The organism is Pseudaquabacterium terrae (assembly GCF_013266755.1).
Lineage (GTDB): Bacteria > Pseudomonadota > Gammaproteobacteria > Burkholderiales > Burkholderiaceae_C > Pseudaquabacterium > Pseudaquabacterium terrae.
The window spans coordinates 405,334-432,055 of sequence record NZ_JABRWJ010000001.1 but is presented as its reverse complement, the minus strand read 5'-3'; the positions used below and the strand labels follow the sequence as shown (position 1 = coordinate 432,055).

The 26,722-nt window shown below is 70.8% G+C and carries 24 protein-coding genes; 12 read left to right on the top strand and 12 right to left on the bottom strand.

The features are described 5' to 3' along the window. The first annotated feature begins 37 nt into the window (after window positions 1-37). From HLB44_RS02040 to HLB44_RS02030, 3 genes are all read left to right on the top strand, one after another. A complete protein-coding gene (locus tag HLB44_RS02040; protein ID WP_173120081.1) occupies window positions 38-1,651 on the top strand; it encodes a hypothetical protein in 1,614 nt (537 codons plus the stop codon). Window positions 1,652-1,784: 133 nt separating this feature from the next. After that, on the top strand, window positions 1,785-2,654 hold the full coding sequence (locus HLB44_RS02035; RefSeq protein ID WP_173120079.1) for a helix-turn-helix domain-containing protein: 870 nt from the start codon (window positions 1,785-1,787) through the stop codon (window positions 2,652-2,654). Window positions 2,655-2,700: 46 nt separating this feature from the next. Then, window positions 2,701-3,588 carry an SDR family NAD(P)-dependent oxidoreductase gene (locus tag HLB44_RS02030; RefSeq protein ID WP_173120077.1) on the top strand — a complete coding sequence of 296 codons (888 nt, stop codon included), beginning with the start codon at window positions 2,701-2,703 and terminating at the stop codon, window positions 3,586-3,588. A 5-nt stretch (window positions 3,589-3,593) separates the two neighbouring features. On the opposite strand, the gene HLB44_RS02025 is transcribed toward HLB44_RS02030, so the two are convergent. Then, window positions 3,594-4,820 carry a YncE family protein gene (locus tag HLB44_RS02025; RefSeq protein WP_173120074.1) on the bottom strand — a complete coding sequence of 409 codons (1,227 nt, stop codon included), beginning with the start codon at window positions 4,818-4,820 and terminating at the stop codon, window positions 3,594-3,596. Between the two features lie 119 nt (window positions 4,821-4,939). On the opposite strand from HLB44_RS02025, the gene HLB44_RS02020 reads away from it, so the two are divergent. Together HLB44_RS02020 and HLB44_RS02015 are read left to right on the top strand one after the other, a co-directional pair. Continuing rightward, window positions 4,940-5,926: a L,D-transpeptidase family protein gene (locus tag HLB44_RS02020; protein ID WP_173120072.1), complete on the top strand. Its 987-nt coding sequence runs from the start codon at window positions 4,940-4,942 to the stop codon at window positions 5,924-5,926. A 6-nt stretch (window positions 5,927-5,932) separates the two neighbouring features. Further along, entirely contained in the window at window positions 5,933-6,580 is a 648-nt protein-coding gene (locus HLB44_RS02015) for a M23 family metallopeptidase (RefSeq protein WP_173120070.1), read from the top strand. Between the two features lie 3 nt (window positions 6,581-6,583). Here HLB44_RS02015 and HLB44_RS02010 read toward each other — a convergent pair whose 3' ends face one another. Continuing rightward, entirely contained in the window at window positions 6,584-7,225 is a 642-nt protein-coding gene (locus tag HLB44_RS02010; RefSeq protein ID WP_173120068.1) for a PEP-CTERM sorting domain-containing protein, read from the bottom strand. A 119-nt stretch (window positions 7,226-7,344) separates the two neighbouring features. On the opposite strand from HLB44_RS02010, the gene HLB44_RS02005 reads away from it, so the two are divergent. Together HLB44_RS02005 and HLB44_RS02000 are read left to right on the top strand one after the other, a co-directional pair. After that, window positions 7,345-8,388: a histone deacetylase family protein gene (locus tag HLB44_RS02005; protein ID WP_173120066.1), complete on the top strand. Its 1,044-nt coding sequence runs from the start codon at window positions 7,345-7,347 to the stop codon at window positions 8,386-8,388. 73 nt (window positions 8,389-8,461) lie between these two features. Beyond that, the gene (locus HLB44_RS02000; protein ID WP_173120064.1) at window positions 8,462-9,112 is read left to right on the top strand and encodes a glutathione S-transferase family protein; all 651 of its coding nucleotides are present in this window, start codon (window positions 8,462-8,464) and stop codon (window positions 9,110-9,112) included. On the opposite strand, the gene HLB44_RS01995 is transcribed toward HLB44_RS02000, so the two are convergent. The 4 genes from HLB44_RS01995 to HLB44_RS01980 all read right to left on the bottom strand — a co-directional run bounded on the left by HLB44_RS01995 (window position 9,109) and on the right by HLB44_RS01980 (window position 15,962). Continuing rightward, on the bottom strand, window positions 9,109-9,864 hold the full coding sequence (locus HLB44_RS01995) for a M48 family metalloprotease (RefSeq protein WP_173120062.1): 756 nt from the start codon (window positions 9,862-9,864) through the stop codon (window positions 9,109-9,111). The two genes, HLB44_RS02000 and HLB44_RS01995, sit on opposite strands and share 4 nt — an antisense overlap. A 121-nt stretch (window positions 9,865-9,985) precedes the next feature. Next, window positions 9,986-13,021, bottom strand: coding sequence for a di-heme oxidoredictase family protein (locus tag HLB44_RS01990; protein ID WP_246312006.1), 3,036 nt, complete (start codon window positions 13,019-13,021; stop codon window positions 9,986-9,988). A gap of 245 nt (window positions 13,022-13,266) precedes the next feature. Next, window positions 13,267-15,489 carry a xanthine dehydrogenase family protein molybdopterin-binding subunit gene (locus HLB44_RS01985; RefSeq protein ID WP_173120058.1) on the bottom strand — a complete coding sequence of 741 codons (2,223 nt, stop codon included), beginning with the start codon at window positions 15,487-15,489 and terminating at the stop codon, window positions 13,267-13,269. After that, window positions 15,486-15,962, bottom strand: a complete 477-nt coding sequence (locus tag HLB44_RS01980; RefSeq protein ID WP_173120056.1) for a (2Fe-2S)-binding protein — start codon at window positions 15,960-15,962, stop codon at window positions 15,486-15,488. Before HLB44_RS01980 ends, HLB44_RS01985 begins: the two co-directional genes overlap by 4 nt. 158 nt (window positions 15,963-16,120) lie before the next feature. Between HLB44_RS01980 and HLB44_RS01975 the strand changes: the two genes are divergently transcribed. Further along, window positions 16,121-16,849: an alpha/beta fold hydrolase gene (locus tag HLB44_RS01975; RefSeq protein ID WP_173120054.1), complete on the top strand. Its 729-nt coding sequence runs from the start codon at window positions 16,121-16,123 to the stop codon at window positions 16,847-16,849. 41 nt (window positions 16,850-16,890) lie between these two features. Continuing rightward, window positions 16,891-17,622 carry a BPSS1780 family membrane protein gene (locus tag HLB44_RS01970; RefSeq protein ID WP_173120052.1) on the top strand — a complete coding sequence of 244 codons (732 nt, stop codon included), beginning with the start codon at window positions 16,891-16,893 and terminating at the stop codon, window positions 17,620-17,622. Window positions 17,623-17,659: 37 nt separating this feature from the next. On the opposite strand, the gene HLB44_RS01965 is transcribed toward HLB44_RS01970, so the two are convergent. Genes HLB44_RS01965 through HLB44_RS01950 form a run of 4 tightly spaced genes read right to left on the bottom strand, consistent with a single transcriptional unit; the run spans window position 17,660 to window position 22,576 of the window. Beyond that, window positions 17,660-19,789, bottom strand: coding sequence for an alpha/beta hydrolase domain-containing protein (locus HLB44_RS01965; protein WP_425500757.1), 2,130 nt, complete (start codon window positions 19,787-19,789; stop codon window positions 17,660-17,662). Next, window positions 19,786-20,766, bottom strand: a complete 981-nt coding sequence (locus tag HLB44_RS01960) for a Bug family tripartite tricarboxylate transporter substrate binding protein (RefSeq protein ID WP_173120048.1) — start codon at window positions 20,764-20,766, stop codon at window positions 19,786-19,788. The genes HLB44_RS01965 and HLB44_RS01960 overlap by 4 nt, the downstream gene beginning before the upstream one ends. Window positions 20,767-20,824: 58 nt before the next feature. Then, entirely contained in the window at window positions 20,825-21,199 is a 375-nt protein-coding gene (locus tag HLB44_RS01955) for an AtuA-related protein (protein WP_173120046.1), read from the bottom strand. Between the two features lie 9 nt (window positions 21,200-21,208). Further along, window positions 21,209-22,576 (bottom strand): acyclic terpene utilization AtuA family protein, encoded by a 1,368-nt coding sequence (locus HLB44_RS01950; protein WP_173120044.1) that lies wholly within the window; start codon window positions 22,574-22,576, stop codon window positions 21,209-21,211. 63 nt (window positions 22,577-22,639) lie between these two features. Between HLB44_RS01950 and HLB44_RS01945 the strand changes: the two genes are divergently transcribed. Beyond that, window positions 22,640-23,563, top strand: a complete 924-nt coding sequence (locus HLB44_RS01945; protein WP_173120042.1) for a LysR family transcriptional regulator — start codon at window positions 22,640-22,642, stop codon at window positions 23,561-23,563. Then, the gene (locus tag HLB44_RS01940) at window positions 23,560-24,099 is read left to right on the top strand and encodes a GNAT family N-acetyltransferase (RefSeq protein ID WP_173120040.1); all 540 of its coding nucleotides are present in this window, start codon (window positions 23,560-23,562) and stop codon (window positions 24,097-24,099) included. The genes HLB44_RS01945 and HLB44_RS01940 overlap by 4 nt, the downstream gene beginning before the upstream one ends. Window positions 24,100-24,142: 43 nt before the next feature. On the opposite strand, the gene HLB44_RS01935 is transcribed toward HLB44_RS01940, so the two are convergent. Further along, complete coding sequence (locus tag HLB44_RS01935) at window positions 24,143-24,802, bottom strand: class I SAM-dependent methyltransferase (RefSeq protein ID WP_173120038.1); 660 nt, start codon at window positions 24,800-24,802, stop codon at window positions 24,143-24,145. 95 nt (window positions 24,803-24,897) lie between these two features. On the opposite strand from HLB44_RS01935, the gene HLB44_RS01930 reads away from it, so the two are divergent. Further along, on the top strand, window positions 24,898-26,157 hold the full coding sequence (locus tag HLB44_RS01930) for an amidohydrolase family protein (RefSeq protein WP_173120036.1): 1,260 nt from the start codon (window positions 24,898-24,900) through the stop codon (window positions 26,155-26,157). A gap of 37 nt (window positions 26,158-26,194) precedes the next feature. Here the strand turns inward: HLB44_RS01930 and HLB44_RS37725 are convergent, their stop codons facing one another. Continuing rightward, the gene (locus HLB44_RS37725; protein WP_173120034.1) at window positions 26,195-26,701 is read right to left on the bottom strand and encodes an H-NS family nucleoid-associated regulatory protein; all 507 of its coding nucleotides are present in this window, start codon (window positions 26,699-26,701) and stop codon (window positions 26,195-26,197) included. Window positions 26,702-26,722: the final 21 nt, after the last annotated feature.

Genomic DNA, 26,722 nt, shown 5'->3' with positions numbered 1-26,722 from the left:
ACAAACCGGCCCTGTCGACCATCCCTAGGAATTCCAGATGAACGTGCGCGCCCTGCTGCTCTCGCTGTTCGTGACCGCTCCGCTCGCCGTTCAGGCCGGCAGCGTGGTGTGTCCGGCATCGACGCCCGTCCAGGGCGCCGCGGTGCGCGGCGCCGAGCCGGTGTTCCCGGCCGACAACTGGTGGAACCTCGACATCCGCAGCGCGCCGGTCGATGCCAACTCCGCGGCCTTCATCTCGTTCATCAACAACGGCGGCACGCGGCGGCTGCATCCGGACTTCGGCGGCGAGGAGTCCTCCGGCAGCGTCTCGATCTACGGCATGCCCTATGCAGTGGTCGACGGGGCCCAAGTCAAGTCGCGGGTCAGCTTTCTCTACGACGACGAGAGCGACGGCGTCGGCCAGGCCTTCTATCCGATCCCGATCCAATCGATCACGCAGCCGCATTGGGTCGAGGGCGGCGCGCCGGCCAATGTCGACCAGCGCAGCAGTTCCGACCGCCACCTGCTGATGGTCGACTGCAGCAACAACCACCTCTACGAGCTGTACAACGTCTGGTACGACGGCAGCGGCTGGCGCGCCGGCTCGGGCGCGTTCTTCGACATGAACACCAACAATCGCCGGCCGAACGGCTGGACCTCGGCGGATGCCGCGGGCCTGGCGATCTTTCCGGGGCTGGTGCGCTACGACGAGGTGTACGACCTCACGCTTTCCGAGATCGGCCACGCCTTTCGTGTGACAGTTCGTGCGACGAACGGCTACGTCTGGCCGGCCTCGCACCGCGCCGGCAGCACCGCGGGCGCGCTGCCGATGGGCGCGCGGTTGCGCCTGAAGGCCAGCGTCAACGGCGCCGACCCGGCGCTGCGCACCAGCGACCCGAACCTGCGCAAGATCTTCCGCGCGATGCAGAAGCACGGCTTGATCGTCGCCGACAACGGCTCCGACCTGTACGTCACCGGCACCTTCGACACGCGCTGGGACAACGGCGTGCTGAACCCGGCGTTCCGCCTGCTGTCGGCCAGCGACTTCGATGTCATCCAGCTCGGCTGGAACCCGGTGGGCACGGCGCCGGTGCTGAGCACGCTGGGCATCACGCCGAGCAGCGTCAGTGGCGGCAGTAGCGCGACCGGCAGCGTGCAGCTGTCGGCCGCGGCGCCGGCGGGCGGCGCGGTGATCACGCTGGCCAGCTCGTCATCGGCCGCGCTGGTGCCCTCGTCGGTGACGGTGGCTCAGGGCGCGAGCAGCGCGAACTTCACGATCACGACGACCTCGGTCAGCGCGACCACCACGGCCAACGTCACTGCGAGTTATGCCGGCGTCAGCAAGACCACGGCATTGACCGTGACGAAGGCCGCCGCGATGCCCGCGCTGACCTCGTTGGTGCTGCAGCCGCGCAGCGTGGTCGGCGGCCAGTCGGCGACCGGCGTGATCGGCCTGGCCGGGCCGGCTCCTGCCGGCGGCGTGCTGGTGACGCTCGGCTCGTCGACCCCCGCGTGGGCGGCGGTACCGGCCAGCGTCACCGTGCCCGCCGGTGCCAGCAGCGCGAGCTTCACGATCACGACCGTGGTGGCCCCGCGCAACCGCGGCGTGACGATCAGCGCCAAGGCGCCCGTCGGCGCCCGGGCCGCGGGCCTGACGATCACGCGCAACTGACGGCGCCGCGTGGCGGAAATCGCCTCGTCAGCGCATCGCGGCGTAGCATCGCAGAGATGGTCGGCCCCCAGATCACTGCGTTCGCGGCCCCCGGGGGGCGCTCAGTGCCCTTCGGACGGCCGGGCGGGCACTGATGCCCGAGCGCCTCTTCGTTCGCCTCGACGGCGACCCGCTGTACGCGCCGGAGACCGACGTGCCGGCCGGCACGATGCAAGGGTTCGCGGTCGCGCCGCCGCTGCGGGAGTTCGTCGCCAACATCACCGCCTACCGCGAGCAGATTCCCGACGGACGTGCAGTCGAGGAACGTGTGCTGCCCGATGGCGCAGTGCACCTGATCTTCAACCTGGGTGATGCGCCGACGATCGGCGGGCAGGCCGCGTTCGCGGCCGAGGCGGTGGGCGCGAGCGCGGCGCCGGCGGTGCTGCACCTGCAGGGCCGCGTCGCCGGCCTGTCGCTGACCTTGCGCCCCGGCGCGGCCGCCGCGTTGCTCGGCGTGCCGGCAAGCGAGATCGCGAGCACCGCGGTGTCGCTCGAGGCGCTGTGGCGTCACGACGCGGGCGAGCTGCTCGAGCGTCTGGCCGCGGCGCGCGACGATGCCGCCCGTGTCGCGCTGCTGCAGGAGGTGTTGCAGCGCCACTTGAATCCCGCCGACCGCAGCGTGCGCCAGCAGGCGATGCAAGCCGCGCGCCTGCTCGCCGAATCGACCGGCAATGAAGGTCTGCGCGATGTGACCCAAAGCCTCGGCATCGGCGAGCGCCGGCTGCAGCAGATCTTCCAGGCCCACATCGGGCTGACGCCGCGCGCGTGGCGGCGCCTCGCGCGGCTGCATGCCTGCCTGCGTGCGCTGCGCCAGCCAGTGCCGCCGCGCTGGGCGGAGGTCGCGCAGGATCTTGGGTTTTACGACCAGTCGCACCTGGTCAACGAGTTCCAGGCGCTGTGCGGGCTCACGCCGGGATTGTTCTTCGAACGCGTCGTTGCGGGTTCTTCCAAGACGAGCGACTGAGGCGCCGCTATCGTCGATCCATCGTTTCGACGCATGGGAGACTGCCATGGCCCACCCGCCCCTGAAGGACTGCATCGCGATCGTCACCGGCGCCAGCCGCGGCGGCGGGCGCGGCATCGCGGTCGAGCTCGGCGCTGCCGGCGCCACCGTCTACGTCACCGGCCGCAGCACGCGCGCGCAGCCGGCCGAGCGCTACGGCGAGCTGATGGCGATGTCCGGCCTCGCGCGCCTGCCGGGCAGCATCGACGACACCGCCGACGAGGTCACGGCCGCCGGCGGCCGTGGCATCGCAGTGCGGGTCGACCACACGCAGCAAGACCAGGTGCGCGACTTGTTCGAGCGTGTGCAGCGTGAAGCCGGCCGGCTCGACCTGCTGGTCAACAACGCCTGGGGCGGCCACGAGAGTTTCAACGGCGTGTTCCAGGCGCCGTTCTGGGAGCACCCGCTGGCGCAGTGGGATGCGATGTTCGATCGCGGCGTGCGCAATCACCTGGTCGCCGCACGATTCGCCGCGCCGATGATGGTCAAGCAGCGGCGCGGCCTGATCGCCAGCACGACCTTCTGGGACCGCGACCGCTATTTGACCGGCAACCTGTTCTACGACCTCGCGAAGTCGGCGATGAACCGGCTGGCGTTCGGCATCGCGCAGGAGCTGCGCGAACACGGCGTCGCGTCGCTCGCGGTATCGCCGGGCTGGATGCGCACCGAATTCATCCTCGCCGGCCACAAGACCGACGAGGCGCATTGGCGCGAGCGGCCGGCGCTCGCGCGCACCGAGTCACCGCGCTACCTGGGCCGCGCGATCGCCGCGCTGGCCGCCGACCGCGAAGTGATGGAGAAGAGCGGCCGCGTGCACCGCGTCGCCGACCTGGCCCGCGAATACGGCTTCACCGACATCGATGGGCGGCAGGTGCCGGCGTTCGAGATCGACTGAGCCGTCTACTCGGCAATCAGCAGCTTGCCCGTGCGCACCCGTTGCGGGTGATCGCCGACCTTCACGCTGGCCACTTCCCGCGCTTCAGCGAACGAGATCACCGACACGCGGTCCTGTTCGCTGACGGAGATGTAGCAGTGCTTGCCGTCGGCGCTCTCGGTGGCCCAGTACGGCTTCGCGCCGAGCGGCTTGTCGGACAGCGGGATGATCGTCGGCTTCAGCGTCGCGCGGTCGACGATCGCCGCATAACCCGACATCGTGGCGGCCACGCAGAGCTTGGTGCCCTCGGAATTGATCGCCAGCCCGTGGTGCGCCGAATTGAGCTGGTAGCTCCAGTACGAGAGCTTGGCGATCTCGTCGGGCACCGGCAATTCGGCGACGCGGGTGATCTTCTCCTGCTGCAGGTCGTATTCGAAGAAACCGTGGAAGAACGAGACCTGCATGTAGACATGGCGCTCGTCCGGCGCCACCGCCATCGGCCGCACCGCCTTGTCGACCCAGGGCCGGCCGAATGCTTTCAGTTTCTCGCCGATGTCGATGCGCTTGAGCACTGCCCAAGTCTTCGCATCGACGACCTGGAACCAGCGGTCGCCCTTGATGCCGTCGAGCCAGCCGGCGGTCGTCGGCACGTAGACCTTGCCGATGCTGGCGTGGTAGATGCGCTGGCCGTCCTTCGAATAGTTGCTCTCGTGCGGCTGGTCGCCCGACTCGAAGCCGCCGATGATCTTGCCGGTGGCGGTGTCGATCGCGTGCACCTTGCGTGCGGTGGACGCCGAGACGAGGAAGGTCTTGCCGTCGGGCGACAGCGCCGCGTGGTCGGCGCGCACGCCTTCGATCGGCGTGCGCCAGGCGATCTTGCCGGTCAGCACGTCGAGCGCGACGACGTCGGCGAAGCTCGGCCGCGACGCAAAAAGCAGGCGGCCGTCGTGGGACGGGAACAGGTCGTCGACGAGCTGGTCGTGGCCCTCGCCGATGACACGGCGGATCAGCTGGAACATGAAGCGGCGCTTCAGGCCGGCGTCCTCGATCTCCTGCAGGCGCTCGGCGCGGTCGGGCACGAGGTTCAGGCGCTTGAGCACCTTGAAGGTGTGCGGATCGAAGATCTCGGCGGTGCCGTCCCAGTTGCTGCCGACGACGACGACGTCGCGGAGCGTGGCGGCCGGCTGCGCGGCGGCGAGGCTGCCGGCGGCGAGCAGGCCGGCGGCGAGGAGGGAACGTGGGAGCAGGCGCATCTCGTGGGTGGCGGTGGTTGGAGCGACGCGCGCGACTCTAAGCCGCGCGCCGCCATCCGCGCCATTGGGGTTCGCCGGCAGTGCCGTGGCACCGGGTACACGGTTTGCCGGTTGTTGCCATGAACACGCTGCGCCTGCTTTCCCCGCTGCTGGCCGCCTTGTTCGCGGCGCCATTGCAGGCGAAGCCGCTGCCGAAGTCGACCGCGGCGTCGATGATCACCGCGATCGAACGCGCCGAGCGCCTGCCGGTGCTCGGGCCCGGCAGCCGCGGCGCGGCCGTGGTGCGCGCGCAGGTGCTGCTCGATCGCCAGTGGTTCTCGTCGGGCGAGATCGATGGCGTGTTCGCCACCAACATGCGGCGCGCGGTGAGCGCGTTCCAGGCCTCGCACGGGCTGCGGCCGAGCGGGCGCATCGATGCGCCGACTTGGGGAATGCTGCAGTCCGACAACGCGGCGCCGCTGGTGCGCTACGTGGTGTCGGAAGCCGACCTGCGCGGCCCGTTCCAGCCGGTGCCCAAGGACATCATGGCGCGCGCCGACCTGCCGCGGCTGGGCTACCAGACCCCGCTCGAGGGCCTGGCCGAGAAGTTCCACTCGTCGCCGCGCCTGCTGCAGCAGCTGAACCCTGGCCGCCAGTGGGCGGTCGGCAGCGAGCTGGTCGTGCCGGCGGTGCTGGACACCAAGCCGCAGCGCGCCGGGGCGTCGATCCGCATCCTGAAGGCCGAGCGGCAGCTGCAGGTGCTGGACAAGCAGGGCCAGCCGGTGGCGGCCTTCCCGGTCAGCATCGGCGGGCGCCACGATCCCTTGCCGGTCGGGCAGATGCGCATCAAGAACGAGGTCGCCGACCCGTCGTTCCACTACGACCCGGCGCTGATGTGGGACGCCAAGCCGAACCAGCGCAAGGTCGAGATCAAGCCGGGGCCGAACAATCCGGTCGGTAGCATCTGGCTGGGCTTGAACAAGCCGCACTGGGGCATTCACGGCACGCCGGAACCGTCATTGGTCGGCCGCATGGAAACGCATGGCTGCGTGCACCTGACGAACTGGGATGCGAAGCGGCTCTCCGCGCTCGGGTCGGCCGGATTCGTGGTCGACGTGAAGGGGTGAGCGCGGATGGTCGCGCGTCGCGCGGTGCGGACGGTCGCGTGGTGCGCGGTGATCGCGGGCAGCGTGACGATCGGCTGCAGCGACGAAGCGGTGCGTGAACGGGCGGGCCGGCACGCCGCGCCTGCTGCCCCGTCCGCCCCGGTCGCCCCATCCGCGCCGGCCGCCGCTGCGGCGGCATCGGCATCGGCGCCAGCGGTGCTCGCCGGCATCCATCCACCCTCGCCGGGCTCGCTGCGGGTCCCGGTGGCCGGCATCGATGCCTCGATGCTGCGCGACAACTACGAGCAGGCGCGCGGCGCGCAGCGCCATGAAGCGCTCGACATCCCGGCGCCGCGCGGCACGCCAGTGGTGGCCGCGGCCGATGGGCGGGTCGTCAAGCTGTTCAACAGCAAGCCCGGCGGCCTGACCGTCTACCAGTTCGATCCGACCGAGCGCTATGCCTACTACTACGCTCACCTGGATCGTTATGCGGACGGCCTCAAGGAAGGCGCGTGGCTCAAGCGTGGGGATCCGGTCGGCACCGTCGGCTCGACCGGCAACGCATCGGCCGACGCGCCGCATCTGCACTTCGCGGTCTTCGTGCTCGGAGCGGAGCGGCAGTGGTGGAAGGGCACGCCGCTGAATCCGTACCCGCTGATCGTCGGGCAGCGCTAGGCACTAACGGCGCACGCCGCGGCGGCCGAGTGCGACGGCCACGAGGCCGACGCTGAGCAGCGCGAGGCTGCCCGGTTCCGGTACGTCCGCGGTGCCGCGGCCCGGCTCGTAGGTGTAGGTCAGCGTGACCTTGCCGTTGTACTCACCCGAGACCTGCGCCGGGAACAGGCCGCTGCTCATGTCGAAGATGGCCTCGAACAGCCCGGCGCTGAACTTGCCGCTGCCGATGACATTCGCCAGGTTCAGGTTGGCACTGCCGTCGGGGCCGTCGATGTCGAAGAGCTTCGTCGTCAGCAGGTGGTCGAATGCCGTCACGTCCTGCTGGCCGCGGAACTGGAAGGTGATCGTGCCATCGGTCCAGACCACCGCGGGCGGCGGCGCGAGGGCCGGCGTCACCGACGTGTTGCCGCCGAGGTCCCATTCGAGCAGCGCCGACTGCAGTGTGCCGAGATTGGTGTCGAACTTCGTGAACTCGACGTCCTCGCTCATGTAGACGACCGGGTTGAGGTTGGTCACGTTCGGGTTGCCGCCGGCGCCGTTGAGCATCGCCGTCTGGGTCATCACGGCCGCCTGCGCCGTCTGCGCTGCACCCACGGCACCCAACGCCGCCAGGACCATCGCATTCATCATCGTTGTCAGCTTCATTACTGCGCCTTCATTGGTGGATTTGCTGTGGAAGGCAGTGTTGCGAGTGCGCGTATCGAGCCCGTTCCAGTTCAAGCACAGCGCGGTTTCAGTTGTTCGGCCTGAACCACAATCGCCCGATGCTGATCTTTCACAACCCCGCCCACGCCCGCCACGATGGCCGCCAGGAGATGTTCCGCGGCCGCCTGGTGCCCTGCCACGAAACGCCGGCGCGGCTGGCGCACGTGATGGCCGAATTGCAGCGCCGGCCGGTCGGCGAACTGCGCACGCCGGGCGATGCGGACCTCGCGCTGATCCGCCGCGTGCACCAGCCACGCTATGTCGATTTCCTCGCCACGGCGTGGGACGAATGGGTCGCGCTCGATCCCGAGAACGCGGCAGTCGACGTGCTGCCCTCGGTGTGGCCGGTGCGCGGCTTTCGCGACGATGTGCTGCCGCTGAATTTCGCCGCGCGCGTCGGGCTGTTCTCGTTCGATGCCGGCTCGCCGCTGACGGCCGGCACCTGGGACGCCGCGCGCACCGGCGCCGCCTGCGCGATCGATGCGGCGCGTGCGCTGCTCGCCGCCAATGCGCCGCGCGCGACGATGGCGCTGACCCGCCCGCCGGGTCACCATGCCGGCGCCGATTTCTACGGTGGCTACTGCTTCCTGAACAACGCCGCGCTCGCCGCGCAGGCGCTGCGCGACGGCGGAGCGCGCCGCGTCGCGGTGCTCGACGTCGACTACCACCACGGCAACGGCACGCAAAGCCTCTTCTACGAGCGCGCCGACGTGATGACCCTGTCGATCCACGGCGACCCGTCGACCGAGTACCCGTTCTTCCTCGGCCATGCCGACGAGCGCGGCGCCGGCGCCGGCGCGGGCTGCAACCTGAACCTGCCGCTGCCGGCCGGCACCGATTTCTCCGGCTGGTCCGCGGCGCTCGAGCAGGCGCTGGCCGAGATCCGTCGCTTCGGCGCCGATGCGCTGGTGATCGCGCTCGGCGTCGACACGTTCGAAGGCGACCCGATCTCGCGCTTCCGCGTGAGCAGTGCCGACTATCTCCGAATCGGAGCGGCCATCGCCACGCTCGGCCTGCCGACGGTGTTCACGATGGAAGGCGGTTATGCGGTCGCCGAGGTCGGCATCAACGTTGTCAACGTGCTCGAAGGATTCGTCGCGTGAGCGCCGCCCGGCCGTTCCGAAGGCGCTCGCTCCCCCTCGGGGGGACCAGCCCGCAGGGCTGTAGGGGGCACGGATGACCGGGCTGACTGTCTACGGCGCGCAGTATTCGGGCTCGACCGCGGTCGAAGCGGCGCTGACGCTGATCGGCCAGCCGTACACGCTGATCGAGGGCGCGACCTGGGCCGAGGCCGACGCGCGCGAGCGCGTCGCAGCGGCGAACCCGATGCGCCAGATCCCGACGCTGGTGAGTCCGGATGGCGCGGTGATGACCGAGAGCGCGGCGATCCTGATCCACCTGGCCGATGCGCATCGCGAAGCGCAGCTCGCGCCGCCGATCGGCGACCCGCGGCGCGCGCAGTTCCTGCGCTGGATGCTCTACGTCTCGTCGGCGATCTATGCGCTGCACTGGATCAAGCCCGACGTGCGCCGCATCGGCGCCGAGCCGGCGCAGCGCGAGCGCGTGCACGATGCGGTGCACGATCGCATCGCCTTCTGCTGGCAGCAGATGGATGCGCAGCTCGCGCCGGCCGGGCCCTACCTGCTCGGCGAAGCGCTGACGGTGCTGGACCTCTACGTCACCGTCGTCTCGCGCTTCGGGCCGTGGCGGCCGCGCTTCTACGCGGTGGCGCCGCGGCTCGCGCCGATCGTGCGACGCGTCGATGCCGAACCGCGGCTGGCGGCGTTCTGGGACGCGCGCTTTCCGTTCGAAGCGGACGAGCGTTAGGTCGTTCCACCCAGCTGCGTGCGCATGCGCTGCGCGCGGTCGCGCGGTGCCGGGTGCGTCGACAGCCAGTGCGCGCCGCCGCCGCCGCTCATCTTGTCGAGCTTCTCCAGCGCTGAGACCGCAGCGCGCCGGTCATGCTGGCGGCGCGACAGGAACTGCATCGCGTAGTCGTCGGCCTCGTTCTCGTTGGACTGCGAATGCTGCGCGCGCACGACCTTGACGAAGAGATCGCCCAGCTCCGATGACGCCAGCGCCCCGGCCTTGCCGCCGGCGGCCAGCGCCGCTTCACGCGCGGCGCCCGAGCCGAGCGCCACCTGCATGCGCTTCTTCGAATGGCCGGCCTGCACGTGGCCGATCTCGTGGCCGATGACGTAGCGGACCTCGTCGTCGCTCATCATGTCCATCAGCCCGCTGTAGAAGCGGATCGAGCCGTCGGCCAGCGCGAAGGCGTTGACCTCCGGCGTCTGGTAGACCTTGTAGTTCAAGGCCAGCCCCTTGTCCTCGCGGCAGCTCTGCGTCAGCGCGGCCAGGCGCTTGGCATGCGCGCTGGTCGCCGGGGCGATGCGCGATTGCGCATCCATCTGCGCGGCCATGCTGCGGGCATGGGCGCGGATGTCGTCGTCCGACAGGCTGGCCGCCTTGGCGGCGCCTTGTGCGGCGCCGAGCGCCTTGTTCAGGTCGAAGGCGAAGGCCTGCGGCGCCAGCGCGGCGGCGGGCAGCAGGAACAGCGTTTGGCGGCGGTGAAGGTTCATGGCGGCTCCGGTGAAACAAGCGCGAAAACGCCACTGTGCGCGTCGCGTGCGTCAGCGGCGCATCAGTGGCGGTTTCGTTCGTTTCAGCGGGCCGCGTTTCCGGAGCCGGGCGTGGCGTGCTTCACAGCGAACGCAGGAAGGCCAGCAAGGCCTCGCGATCGGCCGCCGTCATCGCCTCGAAACCGCGCCGGCTCGTGTCGGCCTCGCCGCCGTGCCACAGGATGGCTTCGGTCAGCGTGCGCGCGCGCCCGTCGTGCAGGTAGCGCGCCTTGTCGTCGCCGCCTTGCACGTAAGGCGTCAGCCCGATGCCCCACAGCGGCGGCGTGCGCCAGTGGCGCCCGGTTGCGCGCGCTTCGCCCAGCGTGTCGGCCAGCTTCGGCCCCAAGTCGTGCAGCAGCAGGTCGGTGTACGGGCGGATCGTCTGGCCGCGCAGCTCGGCGAACGGGTGGTTGGCGCCGGTGCGCAGCTCCGGCGTGTGGCAGCCGATGCAGTTGGCCTGGCCGAACAGCGTGCGGCCGCGCTGGATCTGCGCCGGGTTGACGTCGTGCTCCTTCAGCACCACCGCACCGGTCGGGAAGCCGCTGCGCAGGCTGCGCTGCGCCGGCACCGCCAGCAGCGCCAGGTACTGCGTCAGCCGCGTCAGCTCGGCCTCGCTGACGCCGGGCGCGCTGCCATCGGGCCGGCGGCAATCGAGCTCGGTGTACTGGCAGGACTTGCGCGGAAACACCGGCGTCGTCACGCCCATGTCGCGCAGCAGCGCGGTCGCCACCTGCTGCCGGATGCTGGCCTTCGATGCCTTCCAGCCGAAGCGGCCGAGCCGCGGCTGCGTGCTCTCGCCATCGAAGACGATGTTGGCGATGCCGCGGATGCCGTCGCCGTTCAGGTCGTCGGGATCGGCGCGGGCGAGGATCGCTTCGTCGGGCACCGCCTCCAGCAGCCCGAGCCCGATCAGTGGCATCGCCGCGCGCAGCGAGAAGGTCTGCGGCAACGCGCCGCCGCCGCTGAAATCGAGCACCGGCTTGCGCAGCTCGATCCGCTGGCCGTCCGGCAGCACGCGGGTCTCGGTCTCGAAGCGCGTGACGCTGATGCGGCGGTGCAGCGCATCGGCGCTGCCGTTGAGCTGCACGTTGCCGCCGTAGACCGGGTCGGGCCGGCGCTTGCCATCGGCGCCGACCGTGCCGGTCAGCACCGACATCGCATCGGGCCGCTGGCCGAGCGCGAGCGCCGGGCTGCGGCCGTTGAGCGTGTGGCATTCGATGCAGGCGGCCTTGTTGAAGCTCGGCCCCGCCTTGCCCACGGCCGGTTCGTAGACGCCGTTGTCGTTGACATGCTCCGAATGGCGGCCGGTGACGAACGAGGTATGCAACAGCCGCCGCCCTTCGACCCAGCGCTGCGCATTGCGCATGCCGATGTTGTTGAACATCTGCTGGAACATGCGGAAGGCTTCGTCGGAATAGTTGTACGAGACCGAGCCGAGCCCGCCCGACAGCGTTTCGTCCGGCAGCGGTGCCGAGTCGAGCCGCGGCTCGACGCCGATCCACGGCCGCAGGCCCCTGCCGACGACGTACAGCGACTCGGCCGAGTAGTAGCGCGCGCCGCCGCCATCGGCGGTGGGCCGCGCGAGGAACGGCGCCGGCGCCAGTTCGATGCGGTCGCCGATCTTCAGCGGGCTGTGCGGGCTGGTCGACCAGTTGCTCGAGACCACCAGCTTGCACAGGCGCTGGCCCTTCGGGCAGAAGTGCGACGACGGGCTGCCGTGCGTGAAGCCGCCGTTGAGCGACCAGCCGTAGTCGCGCACCTCCGGATTCAGCACGTTGCGGAACAGGCTGAAGGTGGTGCCGTCGTGGTCGTGGTCGGGGTTGTGCAGCCAGAACTCGATCGTCTTGCCGCCGGCGGGAATCGTGTCGCGGATCTCGATGCCGAAGGTGCGGTTGCGGAAGTAGCGCGCCGGGAAGCTCAAGTAGCGGCCCGGGCCTTTGTCCGCCTCGGTCCAGTCTTCGCCGCGCTCGCGGGCATGGCGCTCGTGCGAGCGTGCGCCCATGAAGGTCACCAGCGTGCCGTCGGGCTCGACCTGCTGGATGGTCTCGATCGGCGGCAGCGGCTCGCGGTACAGCGCCACCGGCTGCGCGCCCGGCGCCGGCTCGGCATACGGCGGGGATGGCGGCCGCGACACGACCGCCTCGGGGCCGAGGATGGTCACCTCCCACAGCGAGTAGCCGTACGCCGTCGCGCGCCGCAGGCCGTGGATGCGCAGGTAGCGACCCGCTGCATTCAGGTGATACCACTCTTCGATGCCGCCGGCGCTCGGGTCGACCGTCAGGATCGTCTTCCACGACACGCCGTCGTCGGACACCTGCAGCAGGTAGGCCGCGGCATGCGCGTTCTGCCACTGCAGCTTGACCGCGCCGATGGTCTGGCGCATGCCGAGGTCGAACTGGATCCACTGCTGGTCGTTGAACGCGCTCGACCAACGGGTGCTCGGGTCGCCGTCGATCGCCTTGTCGGCGGACATCGTCGAGCGCTCGGCGCCCGAGGCCAGTGCGGCGACCGGCTTCAGCACGCCGGGGGGCGTCGGCGGCTGCGTCGGCGGCTCGGGGGGTGGCGGCGGCGGTGGCGGCGGATCGCCGGCCGCCGTGCCGAAGGCCTGGATCTCGAAGATCGAGTAGCCATAGGGCGTCGCGCGCTGCAGGCCCTTGATGCGCAGGTGGCGGCCGCTGCCGGCCAGCGCCGACAGCGTCTCGCTGCCGCCGCTGCTGCTCGGCACGGCGCGTAGCGTCGACCAGCTGACGCCGTCGTCCGAGGCCTGCAGCTCGTAGGCCTTGGCATGCGCCGCTTCCCACTGGATCTGCACGCGGCTGAAGCTGACGCGCGCGCCGAAGTCCAGGCTCAGCCACTGGTCGTCGGTGAAGGCGCTCGACCAGCGCGTGGCGGTGTTGCCGTCGATCGCCTTCTCGGGCCCGAGGTCGCCGCGCTCGATGGCCGAGGCCTTCGCCGACAGCGGCACCAGCGGGCGCTCGGCGCTCGGCGCCGCCTCGGCAGCGGCCGCCACGGCCTGCGGCTGTCGCTGCGCGTCGGCCTGCGTCGATGAGTCATCCGCTGCGCCGCCGCCGCAGCCGCTCGACACCAGTGACAGCAGCAAGACCAGGGCAGCACCCAAGCGGCCGCTTCGCGCCGGCGACCGGCGCGACGAATCCACTGCAAACATCGATTCCCCCTCGTCCCAACGACCGCCCCCTCGGCGGCGTGGGCGCGATTGTGGGGAACGCACCAGGGGTATGGCGCAGCCGTAACCGGCGGGTTACGAGCAAATTACGAGGTATTACTCAAAGCACCTGTTCAGTGCCGATACGCGTTTTCCCAGAGCATGTACGCGCTTTCACTCTCCGCCTCGCTTGCCGCGTTTCACGCCAGCTTGAACGGCAACTCGCGCACCGGCTTGGCCCCCGCGCGCCGCAGCGCATTGGCCAGCGCCGGCGCGAACGGCGGCAATCCCGGCTCGCCCATGCCCTTCGGCGGATCGTTGCTCGGCACGATGTGCACGGCGATCTTCGGCGTGTCGGTCATGCGCGCGACGGGATAGTCGCCGAAGTTGCTCTGCTCGACGACGCCGTCCTTGAAGGTGATCGCCGCGCCGGGCAGCGTCGTCGACAACGCCATCACCGCGGCCCCCATCACCTGCGCTTCGACAGTGCGGGGGTTGATGCAGAAGTTGCAATGCACGCCGGCGGTGACCTGGCCGATCACCGGCTTGCCGTCCTTGATGCCGGCCTCGACGACATAGGCCACCACCGACTCGAAGCTCTCGTGCACCGCCACGCCCCACTGCATGCCGGCGGGCAGTGTCTTCTTGCCGTAACCCGCTTCGGTCACGGCCAGCTGCAATGCCGCGCGGTGGCGCGCGTGCTCGGCGCCGTCGCCCATCAGCTTCAGCCGGTAGGCCACCGGGTCCTGCTTCGTCGCCTCGGCGATCTCGTCGACCAGCGTCTCCATCACGAAGGCGGTGTGCGTCGAGCCGACCGAGCGCCACCACAGCACCGGCACGTTGACCTTCGGGTGGTGCACCGCCACGCGCATCGGCAGCTTGTACGGGTCGCGCATGCCTTCGAAGGCAGTGTCGTCGACCCCTTCCTTGACCATGAAAGCCTCGAACGGCGTGCCGCCGACGATGCTCTGCGTGACGATGCGGTGGTCCCAGGCCAGCACGTTGCCTTGCGCGTCGTGGCCGATCTCGGCACGGTGCACGGTGAACGGCCGGTAGTAGCCGGCGCGCAGGTCGTCCTCGCGGCTCCAGATCACCTTCACCGGCGCGGCCTTGCCGGCGGCGGCCAGCGCCTTGGCCACGGCCACCGATTCGAGCAGGTACTCCGAGCTCGGCACCGCGCGCCGGCCGAAGCCGCCGCCGCCCATTTGCACGTGGATGCGCACCTGCTCGGGCTTCAATCCGGTCGACTTGGCGATCGCCATCGCGTCGATGCCGGGCATCTGCGAGGCGGTGTAGATGTCGCAGCGGTCGGCCTTCAGGTTCACCGTGCAGGCCAGCGGCTCCATCTGCGCGTGGTTCAGGTACGGGAAGACGAACTCGGCGCTGAGCTTGTGCGGCGCATCGGCGAGCTTGGAAACATCGCCCCGCAGGTTCGGGTTCGGCGCCAGGTTGCCGCCGGACTTCGCGAGCTCGCGGTACTGCGCCAGCTGCTTCGCCGTGTCGACCTTCTCGAGCCCGCTTGAGTCCCAGTCGATCTTCAGCGCCTCGCGCGCGGTCTTCGCGGGCCAGTAGCCGGAGGCGATCACCGCGACACCGCGCGCGCCGCGGTCGAGCTCGACCGGCAGCACCGCGCGCACGCCGGCGACCTTCTGCGCCGCCGCGGCATCGAAGCCCTTGGGCTTGGCGCCGAACACCGGCGGATGGGCGATCACCGCGACCAGCAGGCCGGGCAGCTTGACGTCCATGCCGTAGCCCTGCTGGCCGCTGGACTTGGCGCGCGAGACCTTCAGGCCGGTCGGCTTGCCGACTATTCTGAAATCCTTCGGATCCTTCAGCGCCACCTTCTCGGGAATCGGCTGCTTCATCGCGGCATCGAACAGGTTGCCGTAGGGGGCCGACTTGCCGGCGCCCTTGACAAAGCCGTTCTCGGCCGTCAATGAGCTCGCCGGCACGTTCCATTGCTCGGCCGCCGCGGCGATCAGCATCGCGCGCGTGCGTGCCCCGAGCTCGCGGTACTGCGTATAGCTGTTCTTGATCGAGTTCGAGCCGCCGGTCAGGTGCATGCCGAAGGCCGGGTCGATGTAATTGGGCCGCGCATCACCGAAGCCGGTGCGCACGGAGGCCCAGTCGGCGCCGAGCTCCTCGGCGCAGACCATCGCCAGCGCGGTCTCGATGCCCTGGCCCATGTCCATGCGGTTGCACAGCACGGTGACGAGGCCGTCGCGGCCGATCGTCACGAAGGCCGCCGGCTGCTCGGTCGGGTTCTGGCCCGGCGGCAGCTTGGCCGCCTGCTGCGCCAGCGCGCCCAGCGGCAGCAGCGCCAGGCCGACGCTGCCGCCGATCGTCATCGTCGCGAACTGGCGGCGGGTCAGGCCTTGCGGCGCAGCGGGCTGCGCGGCGCGCAGCAGCTTGTCGGTGATCATGCGACGCTCCCGTTGCCCAGCGTTCCGGCAGCGTCCTTGACGGCCGCTCTGATGCGCTGATAGGTACCGCAGCGGCAGATGTTGCCGGCCATCGCGCTGTCGATGTCGGCGTCGCTGGGTTTCTTGTTGGCCTTCAGCAGCGCGACGGCGCTCATCACCTGGCCGCTCTGGCAGTAGCCGCATTGCGCGACGTCGTGCTTGACCCAGGCGTCGATCACCGCCCTGCCGACGCGGTCGCCGCCCTGGGCCTCGATGGTGCGCAGGTCGGCGCCGACGGCGGCCGAGATCGGCGTGACGCAGGAGCGGATGGCCGCGCCATTCAGGTGCACGGTGCAGGCGCCGCAGAGCGCGGCGCCGCAGCCGAACTTGGTGCCGGTCATGCCCAGCTCGTCTCGCAGCGCCCACAGGATGGGCGTGGAAGGATCGGCCTTTACCGTCACCGGCTTGCCGTTCAGCTTCAGGGTGGTGCTCATTGCGTTTCAGTGGCGGGAGGAGGAAGGCGGCGAGTGTCCGTCGTGACCACGACGCCGCAAGGGCCACGCGAAGCAACCGCATTCGTACTGGGGCTTTGTCTTTGGCTGCGCCGGGCGTGACGATTGCCGGACCCGAAAGCGTCTTCCTGGAGAACCCTATGGACAACAGCGCCGACCGCCCGACTCTCGTCTTCCTCTGTGCCCACCTGGCCGACGAGCGCCTGTTCGCCGCGCAGACCGCGGCGCTGAATCACACCCATGGCTGCCGCGTGATCGTGCCGCGCGACCAGGACTCGATGGCCGCGATGGCCGAGCACGTGCTCGCCGCCGCGCCGCCGCGCTTCACGCTGATCGGGCTGTCGCTCGGCGGTTATGTCGCCTTCGAAGTGATCCGCCGCGCGCTGCCGCGCATCGAGCGCCTGGTGCTGATGGACACCACCGCGGCGGCCGACACGCCGGCCAAACGCGATGGCCGCCTCGCCGACATCGAGCTCGTGCGCCAGCGCGGCCTCGACACGCTGATCCCCGAGCTGCCGAAACGCTGGCTGCTGCCGGCGCACCAGCAGGACCCGGCGCTGGTGGCGCTGCTCGGCGACATGGCGCGCTCGGTCGGCGCGCTGGGTCAGCGCAACCAGCAGACGGCGATGCTCGGCCGGCCCGATTCGCTGGCCGATCTGGAGCGGGTGAACGTGCCGACCTTGGTGCTGTGCGGCCGCCAGGACGCCGTCACGCCGCTGGCCGACCACCAGGCGATGGCCGAGCGCGTGCCGGACGCGCAGCTCGCGGTGATCGAGGACTGCGGCCACCTGTCGGCGATCGAACAACCGGCGGCGGTGACCGAGGTATTGCGCGACTGGTTGCAGGCCACGGCCCCATCCGGGCGCTAGACTCGCCGCCACCTGTGCACCCCAAGGGCTGGAGGCCAACGATGGACGACACATTCAAGGGCAGCGTCGAAGCACGCAGCGTGGAAGCCGGACGCGGCATCACCTGGTGGACCGACGCGTGGGCGATGTTCATGAAGAACGCCGGCATGTGGATCGTGCTGGCGCTGATCTTCCTGGTGATCTTCATCGTGCTCGCCTTTATCCCGTTCCTCGGCGGCATCGCGACGGCCCTGCTGGCGCCGATCCTGGTCGGCGGCTGGATGATCGCGGCGCGCAAGGTCGACGCCGGCGGGGCGCCCGAGCCGGCTGACCTGTTCGCGGCGTTCCAGTCGAAGGCCGTGCCGCTGCTGGTGATCGGCGCGCTGCTGCTGGCGGCGGCGATCGTCTTCGGCATCGTCGTCGGCGTGCTCGGCTTCGGCGCGGTCTTCGGCATGGCGGCCGGCGGCGCAAGCCGCAGTGCCGGCGGCATGGCCGCGGGGTTCGGCGTCGGCCTGCTGGTGGCGCTGCTGTCCCTCGCCTTCGCCTTCGTCGTCTCGATGGCGATCTGGTTCGCGCCGGCGCTGGTTGTCTTTCGCGACCTGTCGCCGGTCGACGCGATCAAGACCAGCTTCGCCGCCAGCCTGAAGAACATCGTCCCCTTCCTGCTCTGGGGCGTGATCTACATCGTCGCGGCGATCGTCGCGTCGATCCCCTTCGGCCTCGGCTGGATCGTGCTGATCCCCGTCACGCTGCTGACGGCCTACGTGGCGTACAAGGACTTGTTCGGCGCATGAGTCGAGCCGCGTGTCGCGCACGACACGCGGCCCAAGATCAGGGCAGCACCGGGTTGGCGATCGCCTGCGCGACGATGCGGTCGGCGTCGCGCTGCAGCAGTACGCGCTCAGCCACCAGCGCCGCAGCCGCAGTCCGCACGGCGGCCACGTAGCCGGCCTGGTCGCCGTACAGCTCCTCGAGCGACGGCCGCTCGTCGCCCGCCGCCAGCCGCGCCGCACGGGTCTTGTGGAACGGCAGGAAGGCGCCGGTCAGGTTCGACAGGTCGACGATGCCCGGCGTGGCGACGTAGTTGAACTCGACGCTGGTGCCCAGCGGCACGCGGGCCTCGACGCTGCGGATGCCGGCCTTCGTCAGCCCGGTGGACGCATCGACCTGCGGCACCAGGATCGCGTAGTCGCGGTTCAGGTAGGCCGGCGGCAGCATGCTGGCGATGCCGGACTCGTCCTGCGGCCGGTAGCTCGGCCCGAAGTCGAACAGCGGGAAGCCGTTGTGCCGCGCCAGGTACTGGAAGTCGGGCACCGGCGTCGCGACGCCGTTGACCGGCCAGCTCAGGCCCTTGATCGCCGGGAAGCGCAGCGCTTCCGGCCGCACCAGCGTGCCGTCGGCGATGCGCGGCACCGCGCTCGGCGGCGGTTCGACGCCGCGCACCACCCAGTCTTCCAGCGCGACGAAGAGCGCGCGGAAGGTGTCGTTGAAGTGCACCACGGTGCCGGCCGGGTAGACGTTGCGCGCCGGCGTGTAGTTGATGCTCGCGGTGCCGCCGGGGCCGCCGTGCTGCGTGCTGGCGTAGTAGTAGACGCGCGCATTGGCGGGCTGCTGCAGGTCGCGCCAGCCGTAGGCGTCGGTCAGCACCGGCGAGCCCTGCAGCTGCCAGAACTCGGTGCCCGACAGGCCGAGCACGAACTTCGGGCAGGTGCTGCTCGCCTCGCAGCGCTGCATCACGCCGCCCTGGCGTCCGGCCACGTCGTCGGCGTAGTCCTTCGCCAGCCCGCGCGGCGCGGTCTGGCCGAACGCCGTGTGGTCGGTGCGCAGGCCGCCGCCGCCGCCCGGCACCGCGAAGCGCGTGTTGACATGCGTCTGGCGCGCCGCGACGTGCGAGTACAGGCCGTCGAACACGCGCCCGCCGCGCAGCGATTCGTTGAAGCCCAGGTGCAGGAAGGTCTTCATCGCGTTGCCCGACTGCGAGGTGCCCTGCCCGAGCACGTGCGTGATGCGCCCGGCCAGCGGGTTCGCACTGCCGGCCGAGTCGGCGCTCGCGCCGCGGAAGAAACTCACCGTGTCGCGCAGCGCCGCGAGGCCCACGCCCATCACCTTCGGGTCCTTCGCGACGTAGACCAGCTCGTACAGGTACTTCGGGTCGAACCCGCCCTTCAGGCAGATGCGCGTGCCGTCGGGCGTGCCGGGGAACGGATTCGCGCCGGCGTCGCAGCCCGCGAACTTCCAGTCGGCGGGCGCGATCGCGATGCGCGGGTCGGTCTCGTTGATGCGGCGGGTCAGCGAATAACCCGGCTGCGTGTTGTCCAGGCTCGCTGGCTCGTACGGGATCATCGTGCCGTTGAACACGCCGCCGGGCAGCGCCATCACCGGCGTGGCCGCGGCCGGCACGAGCTCGGTGCGGTAGGGGCCGGTGATCGCGCTGCCGTCCTTGTTCCTGGCCACCGGCACGCTCACCGTCAGCCGCGCCGGGGTGCTCTTGGGCACATCGCCCTGCCAGGCCGAATACAGCAGCACGTAGCCGCGCTCGAGGTACACCGCGTCGCTCGGTGCCGCGACGGGATTGAGCATCGTCAGGATGTTGCCGCGGTTCGGCGCGTCGTAGCGCAGCACGCCCGAAGCCTTGCTCATGTCCTTCGGCTTCAGCAGCACGAAGTCGGCCTTGTACTCGACCATGCCGTTGGCATTGACCGGCGCGAGCTCGAGGTCCTGGATCACGCGGTTGCGTGCGTCCTTCGGATCGACCTCGCCGCTGATCGTGCCGGTCAGCTTCTCGTAGGCGCCGACCGTGCCGTAGCTGCCGGCGAAGTCCTCGGTCGCGGTGATCGCGAGCTTCAGCTGCGGCGCCGCGGCGGGCGGCGGCGTGTCGTCGTTATTGCTGCCGCCGCAGGCGGTGAGCAGCAGGGCGGCCGCGCCGGCGGCCAGCGATGAATGCAGGTGTTTCATGGTCATTCCGCCTCGATGCCGGCGGCCTTGATGACCTTGCCCCACTTGGCCGTCTCGGCGGCCTGGAACTTGGCCAATTCCTCGGGCGTCGTCGTCCAGGCGTCGGCGCCACTGCCGTCGAAGAAGGGCTTCGCGGCGGCGCTCTTCACCGCGGCGACGAGGATCTCGCGCAGCCGCGCGACCACCGGCTGCGGTGTGGCCGCCGGCACGTAGGCGGCGAACCAGTAGCCCATGTCGTAGCCCTTGACGCCGGCCTCGTCGATCGTCGGCACCTCGGGCAGCAGCGCGATGCGCTTGGTCGTCGAGACGCCCAGCGCGCGCAGCTTGCCAGCCTTGATCTGCGGCAGGCCGGTCGCGGTGTCGGTGATCATCAGGTCGATCTGGCCGCCGAGCAGGTCGGTCACCGCGTTCGGGTTGCTCTTGTACGGCACGTGCAGGATGTCGGTGCCCGAGAGCTGCTTGAACATCTCGCCGGCGACGCGGCTCGACGAGCTGCCGCTGCCGAAGCTCAGCTTGCCGGGGCTTTGCTTGGCCTTCGCCAGCAGATCGGCCACCGTCTTGTACGGCGCGTCGGCGCGCACCACCAGCACCTGGCCGCCCTTGCCGAGGCCGGTGACCGGCGCGAAGTCCTTCAGCGGGTCGTAGCCGAGCTTCTTGTACAGGTGCTCGTTGGCGGCATGCGTCGTGTTGGTCGTGATCAGCACCACGCTGCCGTCGGCCGGCGCGCGCGCCGCTGCCTGCGCGGCCATCATGCCGCTGGCGCCGGCCTTGTTGTCGACGATCACGGTCTGTTTGGTCTGCTCGGTGAACGACTGGCCGAGCGCACGCGCGAGCTGGTCGGTCGCGCTGCCGGCGGCGAAGGGCACGATGAAGGTGACCGGCTTCTCCGGGTACTTCGTCGCCTGCGCGAAGGCGGGGAGTGCGAAGCCGGCGGCCAGCGCGGCCAGCAGCGCCGTGCGGCGGATCGGGTGGGGGGATGTCATCGTGAATGTCTCCAGCGTCGGGGTTGTCGGGGGGCGTCGAGGTGGTCGGGGTGCGGAATCACTCGGCCGGCCCGCGCAGCAGCGGGGCCAGCTCGGCAGGAACGTCGATCGCCAGTTCGAGCAGCAGGAAGGACAGCGCCTTGCCGTGGCTGTCGAGGTTCAGGGCGTCGTTGACACCGCCGTCGAGCACGTCGTCGAGCACGACGTTGATCGATTGCAGCGCCGGCAGCAGATAACTCGTGATACGAGCGGGTGTGCGGTGCGCGAACTGCGCGGCGATGCGCGCGGTCGTCAGCTGCTCGGCGATCACCGGGTACAGCGCCGGATGCCAGGCGATCACGCTGATGTTCGAACGGTTGCCCTTGTCGCCGGTGCGGCCGTGGGCGGCGCGCCACAGCGGCACGGTGAGCGTCGGGGAGGAGGTGTGATTCATGGCGCGCCTTCAGTCGAGCATCTCGAAGCCGCTGCGCACGGCGTCGCGCGGCAGCAGGCAGGACACCGTGCCGAGCGTCGGCCGCAGGGCCGTGCGCACGCCGCCGCCGCCGGCCGGGCCGCAGGTGTAGAGGGCAGTCACCTCGCGCAGCAGGCGTTCGGCGGCGGGCCTGTCGACGTGGCGCAGCGCCACGCGCAGCCGCACGTCACGCGCCGCGCCGGCGGGCTGCGCTTCGAACCAGCGGCCGTGGTCGTCGCCGAACACGCTGGCCACGCCGATCAGGTCCGCGCGCAGCGTGCCCAGCCCCGCCAGCCGCTCGCGCAGCACCTCGGCGGCGAGGCGGGCGCGGCCTTCGGCGCGCGCACCGGCGTACGAGATCTCGCCCTCGGCGAGCCAGCCGCTCTCGAAGCAGACGTTGACCTTCAGCGTTGCCGGCCGCGCGTGGCCGCGCACGCCGCTCAAGGCCACGCGGTCCGGCGCGAGCTGATGCACCTCGGCCGCGCCGATGTCGGCGATGACATCCGGCGTCAGGTAGGCCGCCGGGTCGTGCACCTCGTAGAGCAGCTGCTCCTTTACCGTGTGTTCGTCGACGCGGCCGCCGCTGCCGGCCGGCTTGCCGATCACGCAGGCGCCATCGGCCGCGATCGCCGCGATCGGATAACCGAGCTGCGCGAGGCCGGGCACGTCCTTCAGCCCCGGGTCGGCGTAGTAGCCGCCGGTCACTTGCGCGCCGCATTCGAGCAAGTGGCCGGCCATCGTCGCGCGCGCCAGCCGATCCCAGTCGTCCGCCGCCCAGCCGTGGTGGGCCAGCGCCGGGCCGACGCTGAGCGACGGATCGGCGACGCGGCCGCAGACGATGATGTCGGCGCCGGCGCGCCAGGCAGCGGCGATCGGCTCGGCGCCGAGGTAGGCGTTGGCGCTGACGATCGCGCGGCCGGCCAGCGCCTCACCGGCTTGAGCGTTGATGGCCGCGCGGTGTTCAGGACCGGAGACGTCGTCGCCGAACACCACCGCGATGCGCGGCCGCGGCAGCCCGAGCTCGCGCGCCAGCGCCTGGATGCGCAGCGCCGCGCCGCGCGGGTTGGCCGCGCCGAAGTTGCTGACGATGCGGATGCCGTGCGCCAGGCAATCGCCCAGCACGGGGGCCAGCAGCGCGTCGAGCAGCGGCTCGTAGCCGCCGGCCGGGTCGGCGCGCCGCGCCAGCTGCGCCAGCGCCAGCGTGCGCTCGGCCAGCGTCTCGAAGATCAGCGCCGCCGGTCGGCCGCTGGCAATCAGCGCCTTGACCACCGGCGCCGCGGCATCGGTGCGGTCGCCCGAGAAGCCGGCGGCGCAGCCGATCAGCAGGGTGTCGTCGCGAGGGCCATTGGGGAAGTCCATGGGCTCACTCTAGGGGCCGGGACTTCATCTGTGAAACTCAAAGAAGCGATACATTGATCTGTAATGCCGATCAATCTCTCGACCCGCGAGCTGCGCGCCTTCGTCAGCCTGGCCGACGAGCGCAGCTTCACGCGCGCGGCGTCGCTGAACCACCTGTCGCAGCCGGCGTTCTCGGCGCTGATCCGCGGCATGGAGCAGTCGCTCGGCGCGCGGCTCTTCGACCGCACGACGCGCAGCGTCGAGCTGACGGCCGAAGGACGCGTCTTCATCGACGCCGCGCGCCGGCTGCTGCAGGACGCCGAAGCCGCGTGGGACGATGTGCGCGAGCATGCCGCGCGGCGCCGCGGGCGCGTGGCGATCGCCGTGCTGCCCTCGCTGGCGGCGGGCTGGCTGCCGCCGCTGCTGGCCGGTTTCCACCAGCAGTTTCCGGGCATCGAGCTCGACGTCGCCGACGTGCTGTCGGATGACTGCATCGAGCGCCTGCGCGCCGGCCGCGCCGACTTCGCGCTGGCCTCGACGCGCGCCGAAGCGCCCGAGCTGCGCACCGAGGACTTCTGCCGCGACCGCTTCCACGTCGTCTGCCGGCGCGACCATCCGCTCGCCAAACGCCGCGGCGCGCTGGCGCTGGCCGACCTGGCGCCGCATCCGATCGTGCAGCTCGCGCGTTCCAGCAGCGTGCGCCAGTACCTCGAGGCCGCGATCTATCCGACGCGGCTGCGCACGATGCTCGAGCTCGACCAGCTGAGCACCGTCGCCGGCATGGTCCGCGCCGGCCTTGGCCTGACCGTCGTGCCCTCGCTGACGCTGTTCCACTTCGACCACGCCGACCTGGTCGCCCGCCCGCTCGACGCCCCCGGTCTGGAGCGCCAGGTCTTCGTCGTGCGCCGCGCCGACCGCGGCCTGTCGACTGCCGCGCAGGCGCTGTACGAGGTGCTGCTGCGCGAGCGGCCGCGTGCGGTGGCGCGTCGCCGACAATCGTCCGCATGATTCTCGACAACCTGACGCTGCGCCCCGCCACCCACGCCGATGCGCTGTGCATCGGCGTGCTCGCGACGCAGGTCTTCCTCGACACCTACGCCACCGAGGGCATCCGGCCGGCGCTGGCGCGCGAGGTGCTGCAGACGATGTCGCCGCAGGCCTTCGCACCGCTGCTGCTGGATCCGTCGATCGGCTTCATCCTGGCCGAGCTGAACGCGCACCTGGTCGGCTTCGCGCAGCTGCAGCTGCCGGCGCTGCGCGACGACGTGCCTTCGCGCCGGGCCGCCGAGTTGCAGCGGCTGTACGTGCAGGCGCGCTTTGCGTCGGTGGGTGTCGGCACGCGCCTGCTGCGCGCTGCCGAAGCCGAGGCCGCCGCGCTCGGCGCCGACACGCTGTGGCTGACGGCGTGGAGCGGCAACCAGCGCGCGCGGGCCTTCTATGCGCGGCGCGGCTACGCCGACATCGGCGCGACGAGCCACCATTTCGAGCAAGAGAGCTTCGAGAACCGGCTTTTCGTGCGCGCGCTCGGCAGCACCGCTGCCTAGCACGCTAAAGACGCGTCAGCGCTTCCGCGCCAGCGAAAGCGCGTCAGCGCTTGCGCGCCAGCGTCAGCCCGTCGCCGACCGTCAGCATCACCAGGTCGATGCGCTGATCCGCCTTCAGCTTGGTATTCAGCGCCTGCAGCGCGCGCGTGTCGGCATCGTCCGCCGGCTGCGCGACCAGTCCGCTCCACAACACGTTGTCGATGGCGATCAGCCCGCCCGGGCGCAGCAGCTGCAGGCAGCGCTCGTAGTAGCCGTCGTAGCCGGTCTTGTCGGCGTCGATGAAGGCGAAGTCGTAGTGCCCGGCGCGGCCGGCGGCGAGCTCGGCATCGAGCGTCTGCAGCGCCGGCGCCAGGCGCAGATCGATCTTCTGCGCTACGCCGGCGGCCTGCCAATGCGGCCGGCCGACGGCCGTGAAGGCCTCGCTGACATCGCAGGCCAGCACGCGGCCATCGTCGGGCAGCGCCAGTGCGACGGTCAGCGCGCTGTAGCCGGTGAAGACGCCGATCTCGATCGTGTGCTTCGCACCGATCAGCTGGACCAGCAAGGCCAGCAGCGCCCCCTGATCGGGGCCGATCTGCATCAGCGCGTAGGGATGCGCGCTGGTCGCTTCGCGCAGCGCGGCCTGCGCCGGGTGCTCGCGCACGCCGTGCTCCACGAGGTAGCGGTAGAGCGTGTCGTCGATGTTCAGGTGGCGGTTGTTCATTGGGGGGTGGCGGTGGAGCGGAAGCGGCCATTGTGCGCGGCCCACGCGGAGCTCGGCGATGATCGCGCCCTGCCCGCTCCAGTCGCCTTGATGCCATGAATCGTTCCGACTCACCGTTCCGTCGTCGCGCGCTGCTCGTCGCCGCGCTGCTCGCCGCCACCGCCGCCGCTCAGGCGGCCGATGCAGCCGTCACCGTGCTGCGCGCGCAGCGCCTGTACGTCGCGCCGGATGCCGTGCCGATCGACGATGCCGTCGTGCTGATCGAAGGCGGCAAGATCAGCGCCGTCGGCGCGCGCGCCGCGCTGACGGTGCCGGCCGGCGCGCGCGAATCGAGCTGCTCGGGCGGTGTCGTGACGGCCGGCTTCCAGAACAGCCACGTGCACTTCACCAGCCCCGTCTACGCCGGCAGCGACACGGCCGCGCAGGCCCAGGCGCTGGCCGCGATGTTGACGCGCTACGGCTTCACCACCGTGCTCGACGCGGCGTCGGATCCACGCACGACGATCGCGCTGCGCCGGCGCATCGAGTCCGGCGCCGTCGCCGGGCCGCGCATCCTGACGGCCGGCACCGGCCTCTATCCGCCGAATGGCATTCCGTTCTACCTGGCGAGCCTGCCTAAGGCCGTGCTCGAGCAATTGCCGCAGCCGCCGACGGCCGAGGCCGCGCAGCAGGTCGTGCGCTTCAACCTCGAAGCCGGCGCCGACGCCACCAAGCTCTTCATTGCCACGCCGCAGGCCGACCGCAGCACGAAGCTGATGCCGGGGGAGGTGGCACGCGCCGCGGCCGACGAGACGCACAAGCGCGGCAAGCTGGTGCTGGCGCACCCGACCAACATCGACGGCCTGCGCGCTGCGCTGGCCGCCGGCGTCGACATCCTCGCGCACACGACGCTGACGCCCGAGGGCGCGTGGCCCGAGGCGCTGGTGGCGCAACTGGTCGCGCAGCGCGTGGCGCTGGTGCCGACGCTGAAGCTGTGGGGCTTCGAGCTGGCGAAGGCGGGCGTGCCGGCACCGGTGCAGCAGAAGCTGATCGGCTCGGCGCAAGCGCAGTTGAAGGGCTTCGCCGCGGCCGGCGGCCAGGTGCTGTTCGGCACCGACGTCGGCTACATGACCGACTTCGACCCGGCCGACGAGTACAGCTTGATGGCCGGTGCGGGGCTGACGCCGATGCAGATCCTGGCCTCGCTGACGACCGCGCCGGCCGCGCGCTGGAACGAGAGCGCGCGCCGCGGCCGCGTCGCCGCCGGCCTCGATGCCGACCTGGTGGTGCTCGACGGCGACCCGGGCGCCGACGTGCGCCGCTTCGCGCAGGCGCGCTGCACGATCCGCGGCGGCATGCCGCTGCATCCGCGCTGAGGGGCAGCGCAGCGCTTGCCGCCGCGGCGAACGGCGGCTACTTGATCAGGAACGGATCGCGGTCCTTGGCGCCGGCGATCCACAGCGGCGGCTTGCCGCGGCCGGTCCATGTCTTGCCGGAGGCGGGGTCGCGGTACTTGGCGACGCCTACCGACGTCGGACGGCTGCCATTCAAGCGGCGCTTGCCCTTGGCCGGCGTCGCGTTGCCCGAGGCGGCGGGCGCCGCCGCCGAGATCAGGAACGCGGTGCGGTCCTTCTTGCCGGCAATCCAGGCCGGCGGCTTGCCGCGCCCGGTCCACGTCTTGCCGGTCGCGGGGTCACGGTACTTGGCCACGCCGAACTGCGGCGCCGGCTTCGCGGCCTCGATGCTGACCGCGGCGGTCTTGCCGGACTTCGACAACCCGAGATCGGCGGGCGTGATCCCATAGAGGCTGATGGCCTCGCGGATTCGCGCAATGACACCCGATTTCTCGGCATTGCGCAGCTTCTCCGCCTGGGCCTGCAGCCGGGAAATCTCGGCCGTCAGATCACGATACGTACTCATTCCGTGTCCTTTCAAATGGAG

What these genes read in the sequence shown, in the direction of transcription:
- HLB44_RS02010 (WP_173120068.1), bottom strand. Translation starts at nt 7,225, where the DNA reads ATGAAGCTGACAACGATGATGAATGCGATGGTCCTGGCGGCGTTGGGT.
- HLB44_RS01945 (WP_173120042.1), top strand. Translation starts at nt 22,640, where the DNA reads ATGCCGATCAATCTCTCGACCCGCGAGCTGCGCGCCTTCGTCAGCCTG.
- HLB44_RS02025 (WP_173120074.1), bottom strand. Translation starts at nt 4,820, where the DNA reads ATGCGCCTGCTCCCACGTTCCCTCCTCGCCGCCGGCCTGCTCGCCGCC.
- HLB44_RS02005 (WP_173120066.1), top strand. Translation starts at nt 7,345, where the DNA reads ATGCTGATCTTTCACAACCCCGCCCACGCCCGCCACGATGGCCGCCAG.
- HLB44_RS01995 (WP_173120062.1), bottom strand. Translation starts at nt 9,864, where the DNA reads ATGAACCTTCACCGCCGCCAAACGCTGTTCCTGCTGCCCGCCGCCGCG.
- HLB44_RS01935 (WP_173120038.1), bottom strand. Translation starts at nt 24,802, where the DNA reads ATGAACAACCGCCACCTGAACATCGACGACACGCTCTACCGCTACCTC.
- HLB44_RS01960 (WP_173120048.1), bottom strand. Translation starts at nt 20,766, where the DNA reads ATGACATCCCCCCACCCGATCCGCCGCACGGCGCTGCTGGCCGCGCTG.
- HLB44_RS01980 (WP_173120056.1), bottom strand. Translation starts at nt 15,962, where the DNA reads ATGAGCACCACCCTGAAGCTGAACGGCAAGCCGGTGACGGTAAAGGCC.
- HLB44_RS01930 (WP_173120036.1), top strand. Translation starts at nt 24,898, where the DNA reads ATGAATCGTTCCGACTCACCGTTCCGTCGTCGCGCGCTGCTCGTCGCC.
- HLB44_RS02040 (WP_173120081.1), top strand. Translation starts at nt 38, where the DNA reads ATGAACGTGCGCGCCCTGCTGCTCTCGCTGTTCGTGACCGCTCCGCTC.
- HLB44_RS02035 (WP_173120079.1), top strand. Translation starts at nt 1,785, where the DNA reads ATGCCCGAGCGCCTCTTCGTTCGCCTCGACGGCGACCCGCTGTACGCG.
- HLB44_RS01955 (WP_173120046.1), bottom strand. Translation starts at nt 21,199, where the DNA reads ATGAATCACACCTCCTCCCCGACGCTCACCGTGCCGCTGTGGCGCGCC.
- HLB44_RS01965 (WP_425500757.1), bottom strand. Translation starts at nt 19,789, where the DNA reads ATGACCATGAAACACCTGCATTCATCGCTGGCCGCCGGCGCGGCCGCC.
- HLB44_RS02015 (WP_173120070.1), top strand. Translation starts at nt 5,933, where the DNA reads ATGGTCGCGCGTCGCGCGGTGCGGACGGTCGCGTGGTGCGCGGTGATC.
- HLB44_RS02000 (WP_173120064.1), top strand. Translation starts at nt 8,462, where the DNA reads ATGACCGGGCTGACTGTCTACGGCGCGCAGTATTCGGGCTCGACCGCG.
- HLB44_RS01970 (WP_173120052.1), top strand. Translation starts at nt 16,891, where the DNA reads ATGGACGACACATTCAAGGGCAGCGTCGAAGCACGCAGCGTGGAAGCC.
- HLB44_RS02030 (WP_173120077.1), top strand. Translation starts at nt 2,701, where the DNA reads ATGGCCCACCCGCCCCTGAAGGACTGCATCGCGATCGTCACCGGCGCC.
- HLB44_RS01975 (WP_173120054.1), top strand. Translation starts at nt 16,121, where the DNA reads ATGGACAACAGCGCCGACCGCCCGACTCTCGTCTTCCTCTGTGCCCAC.
- HLB44_RS37725 (WP_173120034.1), bottom strand. Translation starts at nt 26,701, where the DNA reads ATGAGTACGTATCGTGATCTGACGGCCGAGATTTCCCGGCTGCAGGCC.
- HLB44_RS01950 (WP_173120044.1), bottom strand. Translation starts at nt 22,576, where the DNA reads ATGGACTTCCCCAATGGCCCTCGCGACGACACCCTGCTGATCGGCTGC.
- HLB44_RS02020 (WP_173120072.1), top strand. Translation starts at nt 4,940, where the DNA reads ATGAACACGCTGCGCCTGCTTTCCCCGCTGCTGGCCGCCTTGTTCGCG.
- HLB44_RS01985 (WP_173120058.1), bottom strand. Translation starts at nt 15,489, where the DNA reads ATGATCACCGACAAGCTGCTGCGCGCCGCGCAGCCCGCTGCGCCGCAA.
- HLB44_RS01940 (WP_173120040.1), top strand. Translation starts at nt 23,560, where the DNA reads ATGATTCTCGACAACCTGACGCTGCGCCCCGCCACCCACGCCGATGCG.